The following is a 20,473-nucleotide window of genomic DNA, read 5'->3' as shown; positions in this document are numbered from 1 at the left end:
GGGCCCTTCTTCACGCCCATGTCCCAGAGTCGGCCCCAGTTCAGTGCGCACCTACACCCTCAACTGCGAAGAGCCGCCATAGGTCCGAGGAGCTCGACAAGCGCACAGCTTTCACGTCGACGTATGTCAACAATGACGGCACGAAGACGTTGGAGTATTCGGTCGATCAACGCAACTATTTGGACGGGACAGTCTGGAAGGAAATCGACAACACTCTTGTCCCCGTCGCGCAGCCGGCGCCGGACCCGACACTGTGGCAGAGGATAACCGGTACGGAGCCACAGGCGCCCGCCCCTGAGCAGTTCACGGGCAGGGCGGGCATGATGGATGCCGATATCAGACCGCTTTCTGAGGGCGTCACGATCAATGTTGCCGGTAAGTCGATCGTGATGCGACCTGTCGGGGCACAGGATGTGAAGCCGGTCCAGCAGGGCGCCAATAGTGTCGTCTACAAAGACGCGTGGCCGAATGTTGACCTCGAGTACGAGTTGCGCGGCGAATCGGTCAAAGAGATCTTCATCCTGAAGAGCCCCGATGTTCAGCCGACACTGACTTTCTCGGTCACTGGCGGTAGGGTGATCGATCATCCGTCCCGACAGGGGGAGTTGACGGTCGAGGGGCTGCCGGAGGAGTACAGTTTCAGTGCTCTCACGCTGAGTCTGCAGGATCGTGGCGTGCTCAGTGAATCCCGTGTCGCGCAGAGGCCGACCGCGCAAGCCGATGGTATCACTGTTGCAGTGGACGGTGATTGGGTGAAGGCCCAGCCGGTCACGTCTTTCCCGATGCGGATTGATCCGAGCCTCGGGAAGGACATGACGAGTTATCGAATGTTCAAGTCCGATGGCTACAGGTGCGATCGTAGCAATTGTTATGCGAATATCGGAACCTTGTACGACAATGGCTGGAAGAGTTGGCGCTCCTACATTCAGTTCCCGTACACCGACCTGGCCGGCAAGAAGATTCTCAACGCCACCATGCATGGCTACTTCAAGGCCGGTATCGGCGGTGACACGAATGGCCGTTGGATCACCATGGGACACGCCAACTGCTGGGGCTACTCGTGTCAGGGTACGCAGGTCGGTGCGTCCAGTGGCCAGGCGACAGATTTTGACATCGACTTCACCGGCGGGTTACAGCAGACGATCGACAACAACGACTGGGGTGCGATCTGGAGCTTCTGGGGGGAGGAGGGCTCCTATACGACGTACAAGCCGTATCAGAGCATCGTAGCCACCATCAACTACGATTCGCCGACTCCTGAGGCGACGGTTGTCGCGCCGGCGGACGGGCAGGTCGTCGTCGACACCCAGCCGACGTTGAAGGTCTCGCCGGTGACGGATCCGGATGGTGCTGTGCAGTATCGCTTCAGCGTGGCGACGAACACCGACGGGAAGAGCGGGGCGGTCATCAACTCCGACTGGGGGGCGAGTTTCACCTGGTCGGTGCCGGACGGGGTTCTTCAGGACGGCACGACGTATTACTGGCGTGTCTATACCCGTGACGTCACGGCGACGAGTCAACTGACCGAGGGCGCGGTCCACCGGTTCAAGGTTGATCTGCGTACGGGCAAGGACAGCACGCAGAGCTATGACACGATCGGTCCGGTCGGGACCGATCTGGCGACGGGGAATGCGACCCTGTCGGCGGCCACTCACTCCATGAGCGCGTTGGGCGGTGACATCGGGCTGAGTCTGGCCTACGACACACCGAACCGGGCGAAGAAGGGGCTGATCGGCGACTACTGGAACGTTGCCGCCAACTACAGTTTCGCCAGCGGCGCCCCGTCGTCGTCGCCGACGTTGTCGCGGCGTGACCAGAATGTTGATTTCGAGTGGGGCGAGGGGTCCCCGGCCAGCAACATTCAATCCGACTGGTTCTATGCCAGGTGGACGGGCCAGTTCGTCGCTCCCCAGACGGGAAGCTATCAATTCGGTGGCAACAACGACGACGCGATGCGCATCTGGGTGAGCAATGCCGAGGTCTACAACAGTCCGTTCACTGCCGGTGGTGTCCAGTACGGCAGCCAGGTCAGTCTGACCGCGGGGCAGGTCGTCCCGATCCGTGTCGAGTTCCTGGAGGCCACGGGAGGCGCCACGGCGCGTCTGTACGTCAAGGGCGCGGTGAGTGAGCAGGTCGTGCCGCAGGACTGGCTCTACACCGACGTGTCGAACCAGTCACGGTCCTACGGTCTGATGGGGCGCTACTACACCGACAACGCGAACGCCCACGACCTCGACGCCGCTGCCGGTGACGCGTCTCGCCTGATGCTGGCGCGCCAGGACACGATGATGAACCAGAACTTCGACGTCGGCAGTGCCGCTCAGGGGCTGCAGGCCGACAACTTCATGGCCCGCTGGACGGGCTACATCACTGTGCCCACGACAGGGGCCTACACGCTCGGCGCGTTGGCCGACGACGGGATCCGGATCAAGGTGAACAGCGGGTCGTGGCAGACGGTGCTGGACCGGTGGACCGACCAGGCGGGTACCTTCTGGGGGAACAGTGTCACCCTTCCCGCGAACACGGCAGTGCCGATCCAGATTGACTGGTATGAACACAGTGGCACGGCGGCGATGGATCTGCGGATCCAAGGGAACGGTTTCTCCAACCAGGAGATTCCTGCGACGTGGTTGACGCCCGGGGCGAATGTTCTGCCGGATCAGTGGAAGCTCGGGCTCGATGTCGACGGGAACGTCGGCTATGAGCGGCTCCGGGCGTCGTACAACTCGATCGTCCTGGAGGACTCCACCGGAAGCACGCACGAATACACCTACACGGGTGGTGCCTACAAGCCGCCGGTCAACGAAGATGGCAATCTGACGAAGAACGGCGACAGCACCTACACCTTCATCGACACCGATGGGCGGACCTACCTGTTCGATGCCACCGGGAAGCTGACCTCCCTGACCTCGCCTGCCGATGACCGGCAGCCGGCGGCGCTGAAATACACCTATGCGGGTGATCCGTCTCGGCTCGTGCGTATCGAAGATGGTGTGACGAGTGCCCGTTTTGCCACGGTGTACTACAAGGGGATCAACGAAGAGAACAACATCTGTGACAAGAACGGGACTAACAACCCGTCCAGCCTGCTCGGCCTGGTGTCAAGCTTCGCGGACGCGCCGGTCGGTGACCTGTGCGCCTTCAAGACCAGCGATGGCGACGTCACCAACCTGTACTACGACACCAATGGCAATCTGGTCCGGATCGTCGCGCCTGGCGGCCAGATCACCGACTATGCGTATGACGCGGTCGGCCGCATCACCACGATCCGCGATGGCGTGGCGGCCGACGCGATCGCGGCCGGGGTGCGGGCCAACGACGCCACAGTCACCTCCGAACTGTCCTATGACAGCCTGGGCCGCATCACATCGGTCAAAGCACCCGCAGGTCAGGCGACTGACTCCCGGCTTGAGCACACCCTGACCTATTCTCCTGGAAAGGCTGAGATGCACGTGACGGGTGCATCCGAGCCGAACGGGTTCAGCAAGCGCATCGCGTACGATTCGCTCCTTCGTACCACGAGCGAGACCGACCTCACCGGGAAGACGAACACGACCGACTGGGATCCGGTCAAGGATCTACAACTGTCCGCGACCGACGCGACGGGCCTGAAGAGCACCACCATCTATGACGGTGAAGACCGGCCGACCGACAGTTACGGCCCCGCCCCGGCGACGTGGTTCGGTACCGACCGCACGCCGGTTGCGGCACAGGCACCCAATGTGCCGCACACGAAGACCGGCTACGACGAAGGGATCAACGGGCCCGCCGTCTCCTACATGGCCATCGCGCAGCGAGAAAGCTCCGTGATCTCGAACGGGGAGACGCTGACGCGCGGGCAGGAGCGGTGGTCGACCGACGGCCGTTTCCGGTTCACCTACCAGCCCGACGGCAACGTCGTCCTGTACGGCCCCAGCGGTCCCATCTGGGCCAACGGCAAGAACGGCGTCGCCTCGGATCGTCTCACCATGCAGCCGGACGGCAATCTCGTCCTCTACAACGGCGGATCGGCGGTGTGGGCCACGAACACCATGGGCGGATCCTCCTCCCGGGTGATCGTCGGCAACGACGGCAACACCACGGTCACCTCCACCGGCGGTGTCCTGTGGGCGACGAATACCGCGAACTGGACGTCGAGTGCGGGTGGGGGGTTGACGTCGTTGAAGGGCTCGCCGCTGCTGAACACGACGAACCTGGTCGAGGGCAGCACCCGGGTGGCGAAGAGTTGGACGTCGTCACCGGTCGCGTCGGGCTCGGACTATTGGGGTGTGCGGATGATCGGCAAGCTGTATCTGCCGACCAGCGGGAACTGGGGTGTCCGGGTCGTGTCCGACGGCGGGGTGCGGGTCAGTATCAATGACACCGTGGTCATCGATGACTGGACCGACGGCCCCTCACGCAGCCACCCGACCTTCACACTCAACAACACCACCACGGTGGGGGTGCCGCACCGGCTGTCGATCGACTACTACCACCTCGGCGGGTCGACCGCGGATTTCACCCTCTATATGACGCCGGCCGGGGGGACGGAGACGGCTGATGTCGCGCAGTACATCAAGCCCGGCTACAGCCTGACCACCAGCGCGACCGCCTACGACGTCCAGGCGGGCAACGTCACGAGCTCGACGCAGTACGCCAATCCGGCCTACGGACAGGTCGCCAGTACGACCCTGGATCCGGCCGGTCTGAATTACACCGCCCAGGCCAGCTACGAGGCCCCGGGCACGGGTTTCCTGCGCCAGACGTCGAAGACGCTCCCCGGCGGGGCGAAGACGACCTACCGCCACTACGCCGGTACCGACACCGCCGACAATCCGTGCACGCCGACGGTCGAGGCCTTCCACCAGGCCGGACAGCCGAAGGGGAAGACCGAGCCGACCGGGCGCACGAGCGAGACGGTCTACAACGAGTCCGGCGACGTCGTCGCGACCAGGTACAACAACGACGCGTGGACGTGCACGCAGTACGACGCGCGGGGTCGGGTTACCACCATCGTCGTTCCCTCTCGCAGCGAGAACGGTCAGACGCTGGCGGGGCGTACGATCACCAACGATTACGCGGTCGGTGGGAATCCTCTGGTCATCGCGACGACCGATGAGGCGGGCACGATCACGGTGGAGAACGACCTGCTGGGCCGCACCATCATGTACACGGACGCGATGGGTAAGGTCACCACGAACACGTTCGACACGTTCGGGAAGTTGACGAGCCGTACCAGCCCGGTCGGCAGCGAGACCTTCGAGTACGACTCCTTCGACAGGTTGACCACCCAGAAGCTCGACACGGCGACGATGGCTAGCGTGACCTATGACGAGTTCAGCCGGATCCAGAAGGTCGGCTACCCGGCCGGGCTGAGCCTGTCCGGTATCACCCGCGACAGCCTGGGCCGGGAGAACGGGAACACCTGGACGTTGGCGGGTGGCCAAACACTCAGTGACCAGGTGACCCGTTACACGAGTGGCGACATCAGGACCGGTACCGAGCTCGACGCCGCGAAGTCCTACACGTATGACAAGGCCGGCCGGTTGACCGGCGCGACCATCGGCACCAACACGTTCGCCTACGGCTTCGGCGCCCAAGACGCCAGCTGCCCGGCCACGCCCGGGTATGACGCGGGGAAGGACGGCAACCGGACCCTCCTGAGCGTGAACGGGCAGGCGACGACATACTGCTACAACAACGCCGACCAACTCGTGTCGAGCAGTGACCCGACCCTCACCGACGCGCAGTACGACAGCCACGGGAACACCACCGGTCTGGGTGATACGAGCCACCGGACCGGGTTCGGCTATGACGCCGGAGACCGCAACACCGCCATCACGTCCGGCACTACGGAAACGGTGTTCACCCGTGACGCGCAGAACCGCATCATCGCCCGCGAACACCGACAGAACGGCGCCACGACCAGCCTCGTCAAATACGGCTTCACCGGCGCCGGCGACACCCCCGATTTCCTCACCGACGCGACGGGGGCGGTCACGCAGAAATACCTCACCCTGCCCGGTGATGTCCTGGTCACGATCGACACCGGCGCGACCGGGGCCGGTGCGACTACGTACAGTCTGCCGAACCTCCACGGTGACGTCTTCGCCACCATCAACGCCCTCGGCGCCCTGATCAGCGCGTTCATGACCGGCCCCTTCGGCGAGGTCCTGCCCACACCCATCACCCAACCCACCGGCGCGCAGGGTGTGACAGCCACGCCGCGCAACACCGCCGCCGGCACCAGCTACGGCTACGTCGGCCAACACGAGAAACTCACCGACACCGACACCAGCCCCATCACCGGCGGTATCACCCAGATGGGAGCCCGCCTCTACATCGCCACCTTGGGAAGATTCCTCTCCATCGACCCCAAAGAAGGCGGCACCGACAACAACTACGCCTACGCCAACGACCCGGTGAACGAATTTGATCTCGACGGAACCGGGATACTGGACTTTCTGGTGAAGAATCGAACGGCGATCTCACTGGGGCTGGGGATCGCCACAACAGTGGGCTGTATCGTGGGCGGAATTATTACTTGTGCGGCAGTCACGGCGGTGGCGTGGACTGTCCGAACTGTCACGACCGTCGCAGCGGCCCACCAGCAAGGCGGCACGTGGGGACAGGCCATACGACGGAGCGGACGAACGATCGCCGCCGACACTATCTGGACCGCCGCATCCTTTGGCCTCGGCGTTGCCGCACGCTACGCACAATTCGGAAAGCCGTCCCGCTTCCTTACCAAGAAACGGAGGCAAACGCCCGAGTTTCGCAAATTGACCAGTGGGCGGTGGTACGGTGGAGCAATTGTCACCGCGTACACCAGCGCAGGGTCGCTTGCTTGGGGGTACGGCAACTGGCACAACAATGGAGGATCTGTTTCAAAGCTCTATTCCAGCTGGCGGCGGAGGATTCGTGGCTGGATTCGCCGATAGGAGGTCAAGAGAGTGAACTTTTCGATTCATGGGGCGAGGATCTTGGGCACGCTCCCGATTCCGGTGATTTGGGGGATCTTTATCTATCCGGTGGCCGCACTCAGTGCATACGCCTTGATTAATAGGGCTTGGCTGCCCGGCGTCCTGTTGCTCACGGCTACGATTACGCTATATTTCTTCTACTTTGGATCGGTATCAATTGTCTTGGGTGAAGTGAATCTACGGAGGTACTGGTTTCGACGTGTCCCGAGAGTGCGAATCCGGAAAGTCCTATTGGCGTGTGAGATTGTCACAGAGCTCGCTCTTAAGGGGTACAATGGGTACCTTCTTCTCGACGATGGGAGTTTCATTCATCTCGACATTGCCGCGTGGCCTTATCAGCGTCGCCGTCTTAATTCTCGCCCTATGCGGCATATTAGGGAGGTTGCTGCGTGGGCGGGGGTTCCTTTAGAAATTATCGACGATCCGGAGCTGTGGCCAGAGGTTGACTAAGAAATTGCTATGGCCTGTACAGAACGGTTGCTCACGGCCTGGTTTCGCCGAGTTTCTCGATTCAATAATTCGAAAAGTGAAACTCGGCCCATATCGGGCTGCGGAGATTCTTCTCAAGCGCTACATCGGGCACGTCTGTCTCGATGACGGTAGTTTCGCATTGCTTAAACCTTTGGATGCGTGGCCTATCAGCGTCGTCGTCGGAATTCACGTTCGATGCGCTAGATAAAGGAAGTGGCTGAATGAGTCGAGGGTGTCGATCCAAGTAATTGATGGCCCCGATTTATCGCCGAATCTGTTCGAGTGGGTAGAGACGGGTGCTCAAGGATTGACATTGTCTGACAATTGACAGGATGCGTCCCATACCGGTCGTTTGGGGATTCAATATTTACCCACTGCTTACGCTGAGCATCAGTGCGGCGCTGGATCGCGTATGGCTCCTCATAGGTGGATTCCTTACCTTAGCGCTTGTCTTTTACATAATCTTCACTGAGCAAAAGGCGGTCGTTTTGAACACCCGACGATATTACAGACGCCGGAGATGATGGGAAAATGGTTAGCTTCCGTGTCTTCTATATTCGAATCGTGCGAATCCTTCGAGCTGTTGGCGTGATCATTCTTCTCACCCTAGGTGTCGCCGCATTCGTTGCTGCGGGCGTGCAGATAAAAGCCGGCGAGGTTGGCGAGTGGGGGACCTTCACTGTTACCACGGTCAACTGCTCAACGAAAGTCTGCACGGTTTCGGGCGACTTTAGGGGGGTGAAGTATGTCAAGACGAGGATAATTTTGGGCAACGAGGCCGGCGAGGATGTCGGTGATGAAGTGGCTGCGTGGTACTCGCCCAACGAAGGCCGAGATGGCGTCGCCTATCGTGCGCCCTGGAGGTGGTGGATTGCGCCCTTTGTGACAATCCTCTTCGGACTTGCAGTGCTGGTACTCGCGTTCGATTCGGCGATGACACGGCTGAGGTTTGGGGCTCCGGCACAGGCTCCCGCGAGGGCTTTGCCAAATCCCTCTGAAGATGACTGACGCTTGGCGGTCTGGCTGTGTGAGGATCTTTCGGCGACCGAGTCCTGAGCGAGTGTCAGCGCAGCAGTGTGGCTTCTCGTGAGTTGGATCCGTGGCGCTCCGATCGCCGTCGGGGCCCCGATCAGTGGGTTCACGACCGGCCCCTCGGGGAAGTCCTGCCCACCCCGATCACCCAACCCGCCGGCGCGCAGGGTGTGACAGGCACGCCGCGCAACACGGCCGACGGGACGACCTACGGCTACGTCGGCCAGCACCAGAAGATGACCGACACCGACACCAGCCCGATCGCCGGGGGCATGCCCCGGATGGGTGGCCGCCTCTACATCGCCACCCTGGGACGATTCCTCTCCATCGACCCGAAAGAAGGCGGCACCGACAACAACTACGCCTACGCCAACGACCCGGTGAACGAATTTGATCTCGAGGGAACCGGAATACTGAATTGGCTGGTGAAGAATCAGGGGTGGGTCACTCCAGCGCTGGGGGTTGCCCAGACAGTGGGTTGTATCGTCGGAGGACTCATTACGTGTGCAGCAGTCACGGCGGTGGCCTGGGGTGTCCGAACTGTGACGACCGTGGCAGCAGCCCACCAGCAAGGCGGCACGTGGGGACAGGCCATACGACGCAGCGGCCGTGCGATGGCCGCGGACACTATCTGGACCGCCGCATCCTTCGGTCTCGGCGCCGTCGCACGCTCCGGCCAGTTCAGGAGTAATGCCTGGAGAGGAATGGGGAATCGTGGACTAGGCACAGACGCATGGAAATCTTTCGCGAAGGTTCGGGCTCGCAAACTAAATCCGAGAACCACTGTTAGGTACCTTCGTCACCATCCAGCCTACTTTCTTAACCGGCTCTTCACAAAAGAGAGTGGAGTCGGGGTCTGAAGCCCCCGGTGTCGAGCAGTGCTCGTAGCCGGTAGTGGACAAGGTTCCGGAAGCCGAGGGCGGTGCCGCGTAGGTGTTCCAGTCGGCCGTTGATCGCCTCCGTCGGCCCGTTCGAGGTGCCGGGATGGTCGAAGTAGGCCAAGATGTCGGTGCGGCGGCGTTTCAGTGTCCGTCCCAGCGTGATCACCTCACCCAACGCCTTCGGGACCCCGTGGGAGATCGAGGCGATCAGCGCTGTCATCATCTGCTTGCCGTCGGCCCGTGACGGCTGTCGGTAGGCCTCGATCACCCGCTGGTAGACGCCCCAGGTGGCCTCGACGGCGACGTGGGCGTCGTCGGCGAACACCGCTCCGATCCGGGCAATCTGCCTGTCGGTGAGCAGGCCGGCGCTGGTCCGCAACGCCCGGCGGATGCCGTAGAGCGGGTCACCCGACCGGCCCCGATGCCCGCGGGTGGCCTGCTGGATCCGCTGTCTGGTCTGGTCGAGCTTGTCTCCGGCGAGGGCGACGACGTGGAAGGGGTCCATCACCTCCGCCGCGTCGGGCAGTTCCTCGACAGCGGCGGTCTTGAAGCCAGTGAACCCGTCCATCGCGACGACCTCCACCCGGGCGCGGAACGCTGCGGTCTGGTCGGCGAGCCAGGTGTCGGGGTACTGCCTGACGTGTCGTGTTGAGTACGGGCTGACGTGTCGGTTCCGGCGTGGTCATCATGTCAGGTGGTCGGGGTCGTTGACGAGGGCGTGGTGGTCTTTGAGTCGGTAGCTGGGGCCGTTGATGGTGATGACGTCGCAGTGGTGCAGGAGGCGGTCGAGGATGGCGGTGGCGAGGACTTCGTCGCCCAGCACGCTGCCCCATTCGACGAAGGATTTGTTGCTGGTGATGATCAGGGAGCCGCGTTCGTAGCGGCGGGAGACGAGTTGGAACAGCATGTTCGCCTCGTCGCGGTCCAAGGGGAGGTAGCCGACCTCGTCAACGACGAGGACGGAGGGTCGGAGGTAGGTCTGGAGTTGGCGGTTGAACCGGCCTGTCGTCTCCGCGGTCCGTAGCCGGCGGACGAGGTCGTCGAGGGTGGTGAAGTAGATCGAGAACCCGGCCTGGCAGGCGGCGACGGCCAGGCCGACGGCGAGCATCGTCTTCCCGACCCCGGGCGGGCCGAGGAGGGCGATGTTCGACTTCGCGCGGACGAACTCCAGGGTCGCGAGGTCTCGTATCTTGCGGGGCTCGAGGTCGGGCTGGAATGCGTAGTCGAACTCGTCGAGGCGTTTGTGGTGGGGCAGGCCGGACAGTTTCAGTGCGTTGGTGAACCGGCGGGCCTCGCGCATCCCGGCTTCCTCTTCCAGCAGCAGGTCGAGGAAGTCCAGGTAGCCCATCTGGGCGGTCTCGGCCCGGTCGGTGAGTTCGGTGATCGTGTCGGTGAGGTGGGTCAGGCCCAGCCGGGTCGCGTTGGCGCGGATCCGGTCGACGGTCAGGCTGCTCACGCCCGTCCCCGTCCGGCGGCGAGGGCTTGGTAGGCGGCCAGGTCACGGCGGGCCACGGCAACATCGGCACGGTGATGAGCGACCACGGCTGCGAGCGGGCCCGTCCCCGCGCCGTCGACGCTCGCGGCGGCGGGTCGGGTGGGGAGTTCGATGACGGTCGCGCGGGTGTGGCCGTCGGGCAGTCCGTCCCAGTGGGCCGGGTCGATGACCCACTGCCCGCGGCGGGTGGCGCGGGTGTGGGTGGTGAGCAGGGTTGTGCCGTCGGGGTCGGGGGTCAGGGTGTGGATGGTGAGGGTGTCGGCGCCGGCCCGGACGGCGACGCGTTGGCCGGGCCGGATCCGGGCGGCGGGCACCGAGTAGAAGCTGGCTTCGAAGGAGACCAGGGCGTCCTTGCCGACGCGGCGCAGGTGGGACTCACAGACCAGATACGGGTGTGGCGGGATCGGCGCGAGGGCGGCGCGGTCGGCCTCGGCGCGCACGGCGATGACTTCACCGTGGGTGCGGTGGACCTGGGCGCGGCGGATCGCGAGCCAGTCGGTGAAAGCGGTCTGGAGCTCGGCCAGGGAGTCGAACCGGCGCCCGGCGACGACGTGGTCGCGCACGATGTCGACCTGGCGTTCGATCTTGCCCTTGCCGGTGGGCCGGTAGGCGGCCAGGACATCAATGTCGAAGCCGTAATGATCGGCGAACGCCGCGGCCTCGGGATGGAGCGGGACCGGCGCCCTGGGGGCGACGTGGCGTTTGATCACGGTCTTGGTGCGGTCGTAGACGATCTGGGCCGGGACCCCGCCGAAGTGGTCGAACGCGGCGCGGTGGGCCTCCCAGAACGTGGCCAGGTCGGTGCTGGTCGTGAACAGGCAGAACGGGTCGCGGGAATGTGCCAGGACCATGTGGAAGGAGTACACGTGTCCGATCCCGACATGGGCGAGCAGATCGCCCTCATCGCCCCAGTCGACCTGGGCCTGCACCCCGGGCTGGGTCTCGAAGCGACGGTGCAGGCCGGTCAGCCGGTTCTCGTCGTCGGCGTCCAGTTCGGCGCTGATCCGGGGCCGGGCCGTCGCGACGAACATCTTCACCCGCTGGTAGTGGCCGGTGAAGCCGTACTGCGCGACCAGTCGTTCATGGATCACGCTGGCCTTCAACCCGATATCGGCGCGCAGCCAGCCCTCGACCACCGAGACGAACGGGGTGATCAGCGCCGGCTGGGTCCCCGCCCTCGGCGGGGCCTTCGGAGGGCCGACCAGAGCGTCGGCCGTCAGGTACTTACGGACGGTGCGCCAGTCACACCCGCACTCACGGGCGATCTCGGCATACGTCGCGCCTGCCTGGTGCAGGACGCGGAAACGGCGGATGTTCATCCAGGACTCCTCATCCAGGATCATGGGGGTAAGCCACCCTTCGGTCTCGTCTTCTTGGCGGTTGACGAATCGAAGGGTGGCCCACCCACACACGGGCGAGCAAGGGGTTAACTCGCCGGAACCGACCTACACATCAGGTCGTACCCACCACGACACATGAGGTCGTACGCCGACACCAGGCCTTGAACACCTTCTTCGAACGTCCCTCGACCATGTCGAGGAGGCGCGCCGGGCCCGTGTGGTCACGGATCGGGGTCAGGTCGATGATCACCGTGACGTAGCGCTCGCCGTGGCGGGTGTGGCGCCACACGTGCTCATCGACCCCGATCACCTCCACCCCGCCCAGACGGGCAGGGTCGGCGATCAACAGCTGGCGGCCTGCGGCGAGGACGGCCTTGTTCGCGGTGTTCCACGCCACGCCCAGCGCCTGGGCGATCCGGGCGACCGACATCCGATCGATCACCAACGCGCGCAAGGCCCACGTCACCGCGTCACGCGACAGCTTCGCCCGCGCCGAGGCGGCCGGCCGCAGGTCCTGGCGCCACACCTTGCGGCACTGCGAGCACCGGTAGCGGCGCACCCGCACGTGCAGGATCGTCGGCCACCAGCCGAACGGGACATGCGCCAGTCGGCGGGTCACCATGTCGCGGGCAGTCCCGCGTTGCCCGCACGCGGGACACACGTCACCGGGCGCGACGACGTGGCAGACCAGAACGGTGTGGTCGGGAGCGACCTGCTGGCCGACCACCGTCAGGCCGAGACGATCGAGGCGGCAGAACTCGTCCAGGCAAGGAGTGGACAGGGGTGACGTAGGCTGGGACATACGGGCCTTGGGCTTGGCGATGACGGCGTAGAGAACCTCCATCTTCCAACCCAGGGCCCTTCTTCACGCCCATGTCCCAGAGTCGGCCCCAGTTCAGTGCGCACCTACACCCTCAACTGCGAAGAGCCTCTTAACCGCGGCTGGCCACGCAATATCCCATACGTGGTGACCGCCACCGCCGGATCCGCAAGTTGCGGTGTACGGGAATTGATATAATAGGCGCAAACGGTAACTCAGGGAGCAATCAATGGAATTCAGTTGGAATGGAAGAAGATACTTGATAACAGTCGTATTCCCTGTCCTTCTAGGAATTCTCATATATCCGCCGGCTGCCCTTGGACTGTGGGCGATATTGAGCGGGTCATGGCTGGGTGGGACGATTCTAGTACTCTTCGCGTTAGCCAGTTACATACTTGTGGTGGGGGGAATACGGTCGTGCTCGGCGACACGTTGATGCGATACTCTTGGTTTCGGACCATTCCGAGAGGGGAGATTCGGAGGGTGCTGTCCGTAATGGTTGCGACTGCACTATTTCTGCCAGCCAGGAATATACTCATCATCACAGCAGACGGCAAGAAGCGCGATCCCGACTGTCTCACCACATGGAACGTCGAGAATCCGAACTCTCGCAGCCAGCGATACGCAAGAGAAATTGCCGAATGGGCTAATGTTCCGTTCGAGGAGAACGCCGAATATCCGAAGTAGGTGAAGGTGGGGAGTTTTTGGTGGGCGTACATGCCCGGCGTGCGCCGCGCCAGGAGAGTGATGGAGGTAGGACGTGGATCGAATGGCGGCCCGTATACATCTTGATAAATTGAGGGACAGGGATTTCCGAATAATTCTACGTCGCCGCATGCAATCGTCACACCTTGAGCACCGCATTGTGGAAGATTATTCTGGCAGAGAAGGCGTTCTTCTGATCCAGGACACGGTCAGCGAAATTGAGTTGATGAAGTTTGCGCGAAATACGATTCACAAGTGGACATTTAGGATCTTTGACGACTTCTTCAAGAAGATCTCATCGCGGCAGGCAAGGGAGGCGGCTGAGTGGGTGGGAGTGCCCCTCGAAGTTCTCGATGACCTCGATTTGTCGCCAAGCCTCTATGAGTGAGTAAATACGCGTTTCAAAGATCCCCGCTTCTGACAATTTGTGCGGGTCCGTTGGGAAGTTCTTCAGGGCACTCCCGGGTACGAAATCCATCGACCCAGAGCAGGGTATAATAGCACGTTTCGAAGGTTTGGGATGAGTTCTCCCGAGTCGGCGGAGTCGCTTGGCGCTGCTGAACCGCGGCGTATTTTGCCATTGGTACTCGTCATGGTGCCGTCATGGGGGCGCTGGCGTGCTTGTGGTTGTACTTCGCGATCAACATCACCTACGGCATCGTGGTACTGGGTTACGGCATCGTGTTCGGGTGCTACTACCTGTCTCGTCGGCTCGGCTATCTCAGCCGCTGGAAGGCGACCACCCAGGATGGTGGGGATCCCGGCAAGATCAGCATCTTCCACTTCCTCAGCCGCCCCTACCTCACCGCCTGCGTACGCCGGGCCGGCATTCGCTCCGGGGAGGGTGTCTGGTATTCCATGGCCATGCTGCCGTACTACCTGATGGCGCTGACCGTCGTAGTCATGTTGGGCTTCATGGTGGTCTCAGTGATCACCGATCTCGTCGGGTGAAGGGCTGAGGCGTCATCTCAAGGGCGTGACCAAGCCTTTCGGCGAGGTCTGCCCGCGGCGGTCCCCAACCGGCCGCCACCCCGCACGACGCTGCTAACCGCACCACCTACGGCCATGTCGGATCAGAGTCAGGCATGACGGCCTCGTCCTCAGTTCAGTCGGACTCCCGAGCCCGCCCAACTCATCGGCTGCTCTGCCGCACCACGAGGCAGCCGTTCCACCCCACCGCGAAGTCGACCAGCCGCTCCCCCACCACGACCGTGGCGCCATCCCCGGCCAGCAGCACCGGGACAGCGCGACGGTCCGGGCGGAGCATCACCACCGCCCGCTCGGCGACACCGGTCACCGGGTCGTCCGGCGGGTCGCCCGCGACAAGCGCGCAGGCGTTGAAGCGCACGGCCCGGCCGGTCGGCTCGGAGGTCAGATCCGGGGTGGGGTCTGGACGCGCGACGACGAGCCTCGCATCGGCAGGGAGCGCCTCGGCCAGCCGGAGCACGAGGTCGCCGCCCTCCACGGACACCCCAGTGACGACGGGGAGAGCGGAGGTCGGGTGGGGGACGCCGCGCGGGCCGCCCAGGAGATCACCGCCAGGTCCCGGCCGCTGGTCCCTGTCGAGGCCTCAGGGCTGGCGCTCCCCAGCCCCACCAGATCACCAGCAACGCACCGATGGGCGGCGGGCAGCACCGACGGGTCGAAGCGGACACCACCCGCCCACCGGAAGATTCCCGCCCGCAACCGCAGGACCAGCCGCGCACGGCCCTCAGCCCGGTCGCCAGACGTCGGGAGATCACCGATCCGGTCCAGCACCGCGGGCGGGACGTCGATAGTCCACCGCAATCCGTCCGCGCGCGACGTCACCCGCGCGGAGATTTCGAGGATCCCGGCCTTCGGTCCTCGGGTCGTCGATCCGGATCCGGCGGACCCGGATGCGGTGGCCCCGGATCCGAGCGTCGCCCGGGGGTGGCCCGGGCGGCCCAGCGCCCCCGCAGCCGGGAGTCGACGGTGAGGTGGAGGGTGTCCCCCTGCCATTCCGCAGCGACCAGAGTTGAGCGCAGCCGGCGGCGCAGCGGGTGCTGCGGCCGGGTGCGCGGGGCCACGGCCCGGGCGAGCGCCGGCAACCGGCCCACCCCTTGGGGCATCATCGCCACGACGTCACCCAGGAGCGTAGGGACCCCGGCACCGGCCCGGCGGTGCGCCAGAGCCCTGACCATGGCCCAGTCGCGGGCCCGTAGCGACCGGTGCAGCTGGGCGGCGAGCGGGGCCGCGCGCCGGTCGGCGGCGGGGTCGAGGCGGTCGGCCAGCGTGGTGGCGAGGTCCTTCAGTGCGGACTGGTCGACGGCCGGTGCGGCGAGGAGCGCCTCGGCGAGCGCCACCAGGTCGACGTCGACGAGGTAGGCGTGGACACGCCGGCGGACCTCGTCGTGGTTCCCCGTACGATCCAGCCCGTCGAGCACCAGCAGGGCCGAGGCCACCCGGTCACGGACGTTGTCGAGCCGGAACGTCTGTTGGGTGATGGAGTCGCCGGATTCGCGGTCGCGCCAGTAGTAGACGTGGTCGGCGAGGACGTCCACCGACCGGGCCCGCAGGTACGCGGGCAGGGTGACCGGGTAGTCCTCGTAGCGGATCGCGGGGAACGCGAACCCCTCGGTGTCCCAGAAGCTGCGCCGGTAGACCTTGTTCCACACCATCCGATCGCGCATCAGCTCGGGGAACGCGTCGATGGTGGTCGCGAGCCGGGTGGTGGCGAACGGGATCTCATGCGTCCAGGACTGGTACACCCCCCGGGCCGCGCTGAACCGGTACGCGTTGCCGGCGGCGAAGTCCGAGCCGGTCTGCTCCAGCGAGCCGACGAGCCGTGAGTAGGCCCGCGGGGCGACGAGGTCGTCGCTGTCGACGAAGGTCAGGTAGCGGCCGGTGGCGTGGGCGGTCCCGGTGTTGCGGGCGGGGCCCAGGCCGGCGTTGTCCTGACGGACGAGCCGGAAGCGCGGGTCACGCGCCACGTACGCCTCGGCCACCGCGAGCGACCCGTCGCGGGAGCCGTCGTCGACGAGGATCACCTCGAGGTCGGTCAGCGTCTGCACCCGCAACGACTCCAGGCAAGGGCCGATGTAGTCCTGGACGTTGTAGAAGGGCACGACAACGCTCAGCAGGGGTTGCTCGGACACGGCGGCGTCCTCGTCCTCGTGATCCGGCCTCAGATCAGGTCCCAGGACAGCGCGGTGCCCCGGGCGACATCGCGGCGGAACGTACGCCCCTCGACGACGGAGTACAGGTCGGGCGCCAGGCCGAGCGCAGGCCGGACGGAGCGTACGTTGTCCGGGCCGACAGGCTCCCCGGCCTTGACGTCGCGGGTGACGTAGAGCGAGCGGCGGAAGCGCAGGCCCTCGGCCTCGGCGTCGCGGGCGCCGATCACCGGCTCACCCATCGCCTGCCAGGCGGTCCGGGTCTCCCGGACCAGGGCGGCGAGCTCCGGCCCCTCCAGGGAGAAGGCCGAGTCCACCCCGCCGGAGGCGCGGTCGGTCGTGACGTGCTTCTCGACCAGCACCGCGCCGAGCGCGACGGAGGCGACGGCCGCCCCGATGCCGAGGGTGTGGTCGGACAGCCCGATCATCGTCCCGAACGCGTCGCGCATCACCGGGATGCCGCGCAGGTTCGAGTCCCGGGGGTCGGCCGGGTAGGAGGTGGTGCACGACAGCACGATGATCTGCTCGTTGCCGACCGAGCGGGCGGCCTCCACGGCGGCGTTGATCTCGCCGAGCGAGGCCATCCCGGTGGAGATGATGATCGGCTTGCCGCACACCGCCGCTCGGCGGACCAGCGGCAGGTCGACGATCTCGGAGGAGGCGATCTTGTACGCCGGCACTCCGAGCGACTCGAGGAACTCGACAGCGGTCGGGTCGAACGGGCTGGAGAAGGCGAGCAGTCCCCGCTCGGCGGCCCGGTCGAAGATCGGCTGGTGCCACTCCCAGGGGGTGTGCGCCTCCTCGTACAGGTCGTAGAGGCGCCGGCCGCCCCACAGTTCGTGGTCGTCCTTCAGCCGGAAGTCCGGGCTGTCGACGTCGAGGGTGATGGTGTCGGCGGTGTAGGTCTGCAGCTTGATCGCGTGAGCGCCAGCGTCGGCGGCCATGTCGACGATGGCCAGAGCCTTGTCCAGCGAGCCGTCGTGGTTGCCGGACATCTCGGCGATGATGAACGGCTCGTGCCCGGGGCCGATCAGGGTACCGCCGATGCGGATCTCGTCGAGCATGGTCACTTCTCCTCGGGCTGGGCGGATGCGGGCTGGCTGGACGCGATGGGGCTGGATGCGGGCTGCCGGGTGCGGCGGACGTGGTGGACCAGGGTGGGGCTGCCGTCGATGTCGCGTTCGTACGTCTCCACGTCCGCGAAACCCTGGCGGGTGTTGAACGAGCGGACGCCCTCGTTGACGTCGAGCACCTCGGCGTCCATCGTGGCGATGCCCATGGCGTCGACGTACTTCACCGCGTCGCGCTGGATCTGGATCCAGGCGGGCAGGAGTTCGCCACGCGCGGTGAGGCCCTCGTTGTCCAGGTAGTAGCCCCACCACAGCGCGGAGGCCTCGCGGTCGATGTCCCATAGCGAGACGACCCCGGCGGGGATCCCGCCGCGTTCATAGATCAGCACCGCACGGGTCGGGTCGCCCTGCACCCGCGCCCACCAGGCGGCGTGCTCGTCGGGTCCGATCTCGTGCCGGGTCAGCGAGACGGCACGGACGGCGGGGTGGTTACGCCACACCCGGACGCGCTCGCGGTCCTCGTCGGTGGCGGGACGCAGCATGATGACCTCCTGGCAGGCTCGAGCGGGCAGGCTCGACGCCCTACCGTAGCGCGGCGGCGCGGGCGGCGACTCGGCTCGCGACGACGGGTCAGCTCGCGGCCGGGGGTTCCGTCGCCCCGTAGGGTTCATGGCTGAGCACCAGGCGGCCCTCGGTGTCCCGGCCCAGGCGGACCCGGCGGCCCTCGGCCACGGCCGCGATCCCCGGGCCCGAGAGCACCATCGGCTCGGCCGCGACGGTCGAGTCGCGCCGGAAGAGCACCCGCCGCAGCGCCGTACGGCCGACCGGGTCGTCGGGTGGGTCGCCGGCGAGCAGTCCGCTGACGGTGACGAACGCGATGCCGTCGACGATCGGCACCTCGACCGCCGGCGTCGGCCAGGGGCGCTCGACCACGATGGTCCCCGAGAGCCCGTCGGTGTGTAGCCGGACCACGCCGTCAACGAGGTCGAGGCGGTCGACGACCGGGATCCGCCGGATCCGCCGGAACGCCAGCACACCCTCCGGCGCGACCGCCTGCAGCCAGTAGCCGGCGCGGCGGGCGCCGTGCAGGTCCTCGGGAGCGACCGCGACGCCGCCGTCCCACAGCAGCGGGGCGGCCTGGACCGTGACGTGCAGGGGCGTGGTGTGCTCCAGCCGGGCGAGGTCGGCGGTGTCGACGGTGACGTCGAGCTGAACGCCACCCGGCAACGGCGATGCCTTCACTCTCGGCCGTACGGGCCCGATGCTCACCCGCGCCGAGGCGATCATCGCCAGGGGCTTCGCCAGCGGCACGGTCAGCCGGTAGTGGAAGGCGCCCGGCAGGACGGTGAGGTCGGCCAGCCGCGCCTGGCGCGGTCGGGTGGGGACGGCCCGGCCCGCGACACCGATCCCCTTGCGGACCGCCCGGACGGGCAGTGGCCTCGGTGTCCGACCGGCCGCGGCGAGGACCTCGGGGGTGCGCTCGCCCCGGCGGTAGCGGGCAATGCCACGGACGCGGTCGAGGTCGCGAGTGCGCAGCGCCTCGTACGCCACCCGCAGGTCCGGGACTGCCAGGGCGACGCGCCCGGGGTCGATCCGGTCGCCCAGGTCGGCGGCGAGGGTCTCGATGGCGGCCAGGTCGGCCGGGGCCGCGTCGAGCAGGGAGCCCATCACCTCGCGGACGTCGACGTCGACGAGGTGGCTGTGGACCAGTTCGCGCAGTTCGTCGCCGCCGAGCGCGTCGACGGTGTCGAGCACCGCCAGGGCCGCCGCGACCCGGTCGCGGACGTTGGCGACCTGGCCGCCCTGTTGCGAGATGGAGTCGCGGCTGGGCCGCTCCCGCCAGACGTAGACGGGATCGGGCAACAGGTCGACCGCGTCGGCCTCGAGGTGCGCCCGCAGGGCGATCGGGAAGTCCTCGAAGAGCATCTCCGGGAAGACGTAGCCGCGCTCGTCCCAGAACGTGCGCCGCCACATCTTGTTCCACACCATCCGGTCGCGCATCAGCAGCGGCACTTCACGGATGCCGGTGCGCCGCAGGCGTTCGGCGAACGGTTCCCGATGCGCCCATGAGGTCTCCAGACCGCGCTGCAGGCCGAGCCGCCAGACGTGCGCGCCGGCGAAGTCGGACCCGGACTCCTCGAGGCTGCTCGTCAACTGCTCGAAGGCGCGGGGCGCCAGCAGGTCGTCGCTGTCGACGAACATGAGGTAGTGGCCGTCGGCCTCGGCGATCCCCCGGTTGCGTGCCGGGCCAGGTCCCCGGCGCTGCTGGGTGACGACCCGGAAGCGGGGGTCGGCCGCGCAGACCTCGGCGGCGATCTCGGCGGAACGGTCCTCCGAGCCGTCATCGACGAGGATCACCTCGAAGTCGGCCAGGGTCTGGGCGCGGATCGACTCGAGGCACGCCCCGATGTACGACTCCACCCCACAGAAGGGCACGACGGCGCTCACCAGTGGGCTCACGGGACCTCCTCGCAGCGGTTGCCTGCATCGTAGTGGGGAAGGGCCGGTGCCCAGCGCTGATAACATCGGCGCGGAAGTCTGTCATCACTCGGAGGTCGTAGGG

Annotated in this window: 12 protein-coding genes and 2 pseudogenes; 5 read left to right on the top strand and 9 right to left on the bottom strand. The window is 65.7% G+C overall.

Annotation, left to right across the window (positions count from 1 at the left end; genetic code table 11):
• The first annotated feature begins 149 nt into the window (after window positions 1–149).
• The 3 genes from Rai3103_RS07910 (at window position 150) to Rai3103_RS07900 (ending at window position 9,325) form a co-directional block, all read left to right on the top strand.
• Window positions 150–6,920, top strand: coding sequence for a PA14 domain-containing protein (locus Rai3103_RS07910; protein ID WP_153572133.1), 6,771 nt, complete (start codon window positions 150–152; stop codon window positions 6,918–6,920).
• A 1,077-nt stretch (window positions 6,921–7,997) separates the two neighbouring features.
• A complete protein-coding gene (locus Rai3103_RS07905) occupies window positions 7,998–8,441 on the top strand; it encodes a hypothetical protein (protein WP_153572132.1) in 444 nt (147 codons plus the stop codon).
• A gap of 68 nt (window positions 8,442–8,509) precedes the next feature.
• Window positions 8,510–9,325, top strand: a complete 816-nt coding sequence (locus tag Rai3103_RS07900; protein WP_338420085.1) for an RHS repeat-associated core domain-containing protein — start codon at window positions 8,510–8,512, stop codon at window positions 9,323–9,325.
• Here Rai3103_RS07900 and Rai3103_RS07895 read toward each other — a convergent pair.
• The 4 genes and pseudogenes from Rai3103_RS07895 to Rai3103_RS07880 form a co-directional block, all read right to left on the bottom strand.
• A pseudogene (locus tag Rai3103_RS07895) lies at window positions 9,297–9,968 on the bottom strand (ISL3 family transposase); the annotation flags it as partial. The gene Rai3103_RS07900 and the pseudogene Rai3103_RS07895 overlap by 29 nt on opposite strands.
• A gap of 63 nt (window positions 9,969–10,031) precedes the next feature.
• The gene (gene istB / locus Rai3103_RS07890; protein WP_194793193.1) at window positions 10,032–10,802 is read right to left on the bottom strand and encodes an IS21-like element helper ATPase IstB; all 771 of its coding nucleotides are present in this window, start codon (window positions 10,800–10,802) and stop codon (window positions 10,032–10,034) included.
• Window positions 10,799–12,160 (bottom strand): IS21 family transposase, encoded by a 1,362-nt coding sequence (gene istA, locus Rai3103_RS07885; protein WP_153570853.1) that lies wholly within the window; start codon window positions 12,158–12,160, stop codon window positions 10,799–10,801. The genes istB and istA overlap by 4 nt, the downstream gene beginning before the upstream one ends.
• 175 nt (window positions 12,161–12,335) lie before the next feature.
• A pseudogene (locus Rai3103_RS07880) lies at window positions 12,336–12,983 on the bottom strand (transposase family protein); the annotation flags it as partial.
• Window positions 12,984–13,761: 778 nt separating this feature from the next.
• Between Rai3103_RS07880 and Rai3103_RS07875 the strand changes: the two are divergent.
• Together Rai3103_RS07875 and Rai3103_RS07870 are read left to right on the top strand one after the other, a co-directional pair.
• Window positions 13,762–14,094 (top strand): hypothetical protein, encoded by a 333-nt coding sequence (locus tag Rai3103_RS07875; RefSeq protein WP_153572129.1) that lies wholly within the window; start codon window positions 13,762–13,764, stop codon window positions 14,092–14,094.
• Window positions 14,095–14,309: 215 nt separating this feature from the next.
• A complete protein-coding gene (locus Rai3103_RS07870; RefSeq protein ID WP_153572128.1) occupies window positions 14,310–14,657 on the top strand; it encodes a hypothetical protein in 348 nt (115 codons plus the stop codon).
• 181 nt (window positions 14,658–14,838) lie between these two features.
• On the opposite strand, the gene Rai3103_RS07865 is transcribed toward Rai3103_RS07870, so the two are convergent.
• The 5 genes from Rai3103_RS07865 to Rai3103_RS07845 all read right to left on the bottom strand — a co-directional run bounded on the left by Rai3103_RS07865 (window position 14,839) and on the right by Rai3103_RS07845 (window position 20,370).
• Window positions 14,839–15,177: a hypothetical protein gene (locus tag Rai3103_RS07865; RefSeq protein WP_194793330.1), complete on the bottom strand. Its 339-nt coding sequence runs from the start codon at window positions 15,175–15,177 to the stop codon at window positions 14,839–14,841.
• Window positions 15,178–15,511: 334 nt separating this feature from the next.
• Complete coding sequence (locus Rai3103_RS17710) at window positions 15,512–16,822, bottom strand: glycosyltransferase (RefSeq protein WP_228489260.1); 1,311 nt, start codon at window positions 16,820–16,822, stop codon at window positions 15,512–15,514.
• A gap of 29 nt (window positions 16,823–16,851) precedes the next feature.
• On the bottom strand, window positions 16,852–17,904 hold the full coding sequence (gene pseI / locus Rai3103_RS07855) for a pseudaminic acid synthase (protein ID WP_153572126.1): 1,053 nt from the start codon (window positions 17,902–17,904) through the stop codon (window positions 16,852–16,854).
• Between the two features lie 2 nt (window positions 17,905–17,906).
• Window positions 17,907–18,452 (bottom strand): GNAT family N-acetyltransferase, encoded by a 546-nt coding sequence (locus tag Rai3103_RS07850; protein WP_228489259.1) that lies wholly within the window; start codon window positions 18,450–18,452, stop codon window positions 17,907–17,909.
• 88 nt (window positions 18,453–18,540) lie between these two features.
• A complete protein-coding gene (locus tag Rai3103_RS07845; RefSeq protein WP_194793329.1) occupies window positions 18,541–20,370 on the bottom strand; it encodes a glycosyltransferase family 2 protein in 1,830 nt (609 codons plus the stop codon).
• Window positions 20,371–20,473: the final 103 nt, after the last annotated feature.

The sequence above is a fragment of the Raineyella fluvialis genome (assembly GCF_009646095.1).
Taxonomy (GTDB): Bacteria; Actinomycetota; Actinomycetes; order Propionibacteriales; family Propionibacteriaceae; genus Raineyella; species Raineyella fluvialis.
The sequence above is the reverse complement of the archived record's forward strand: the minus strand, read 5'-3'. Positions and strand labels throughout refer to the sequence as shown.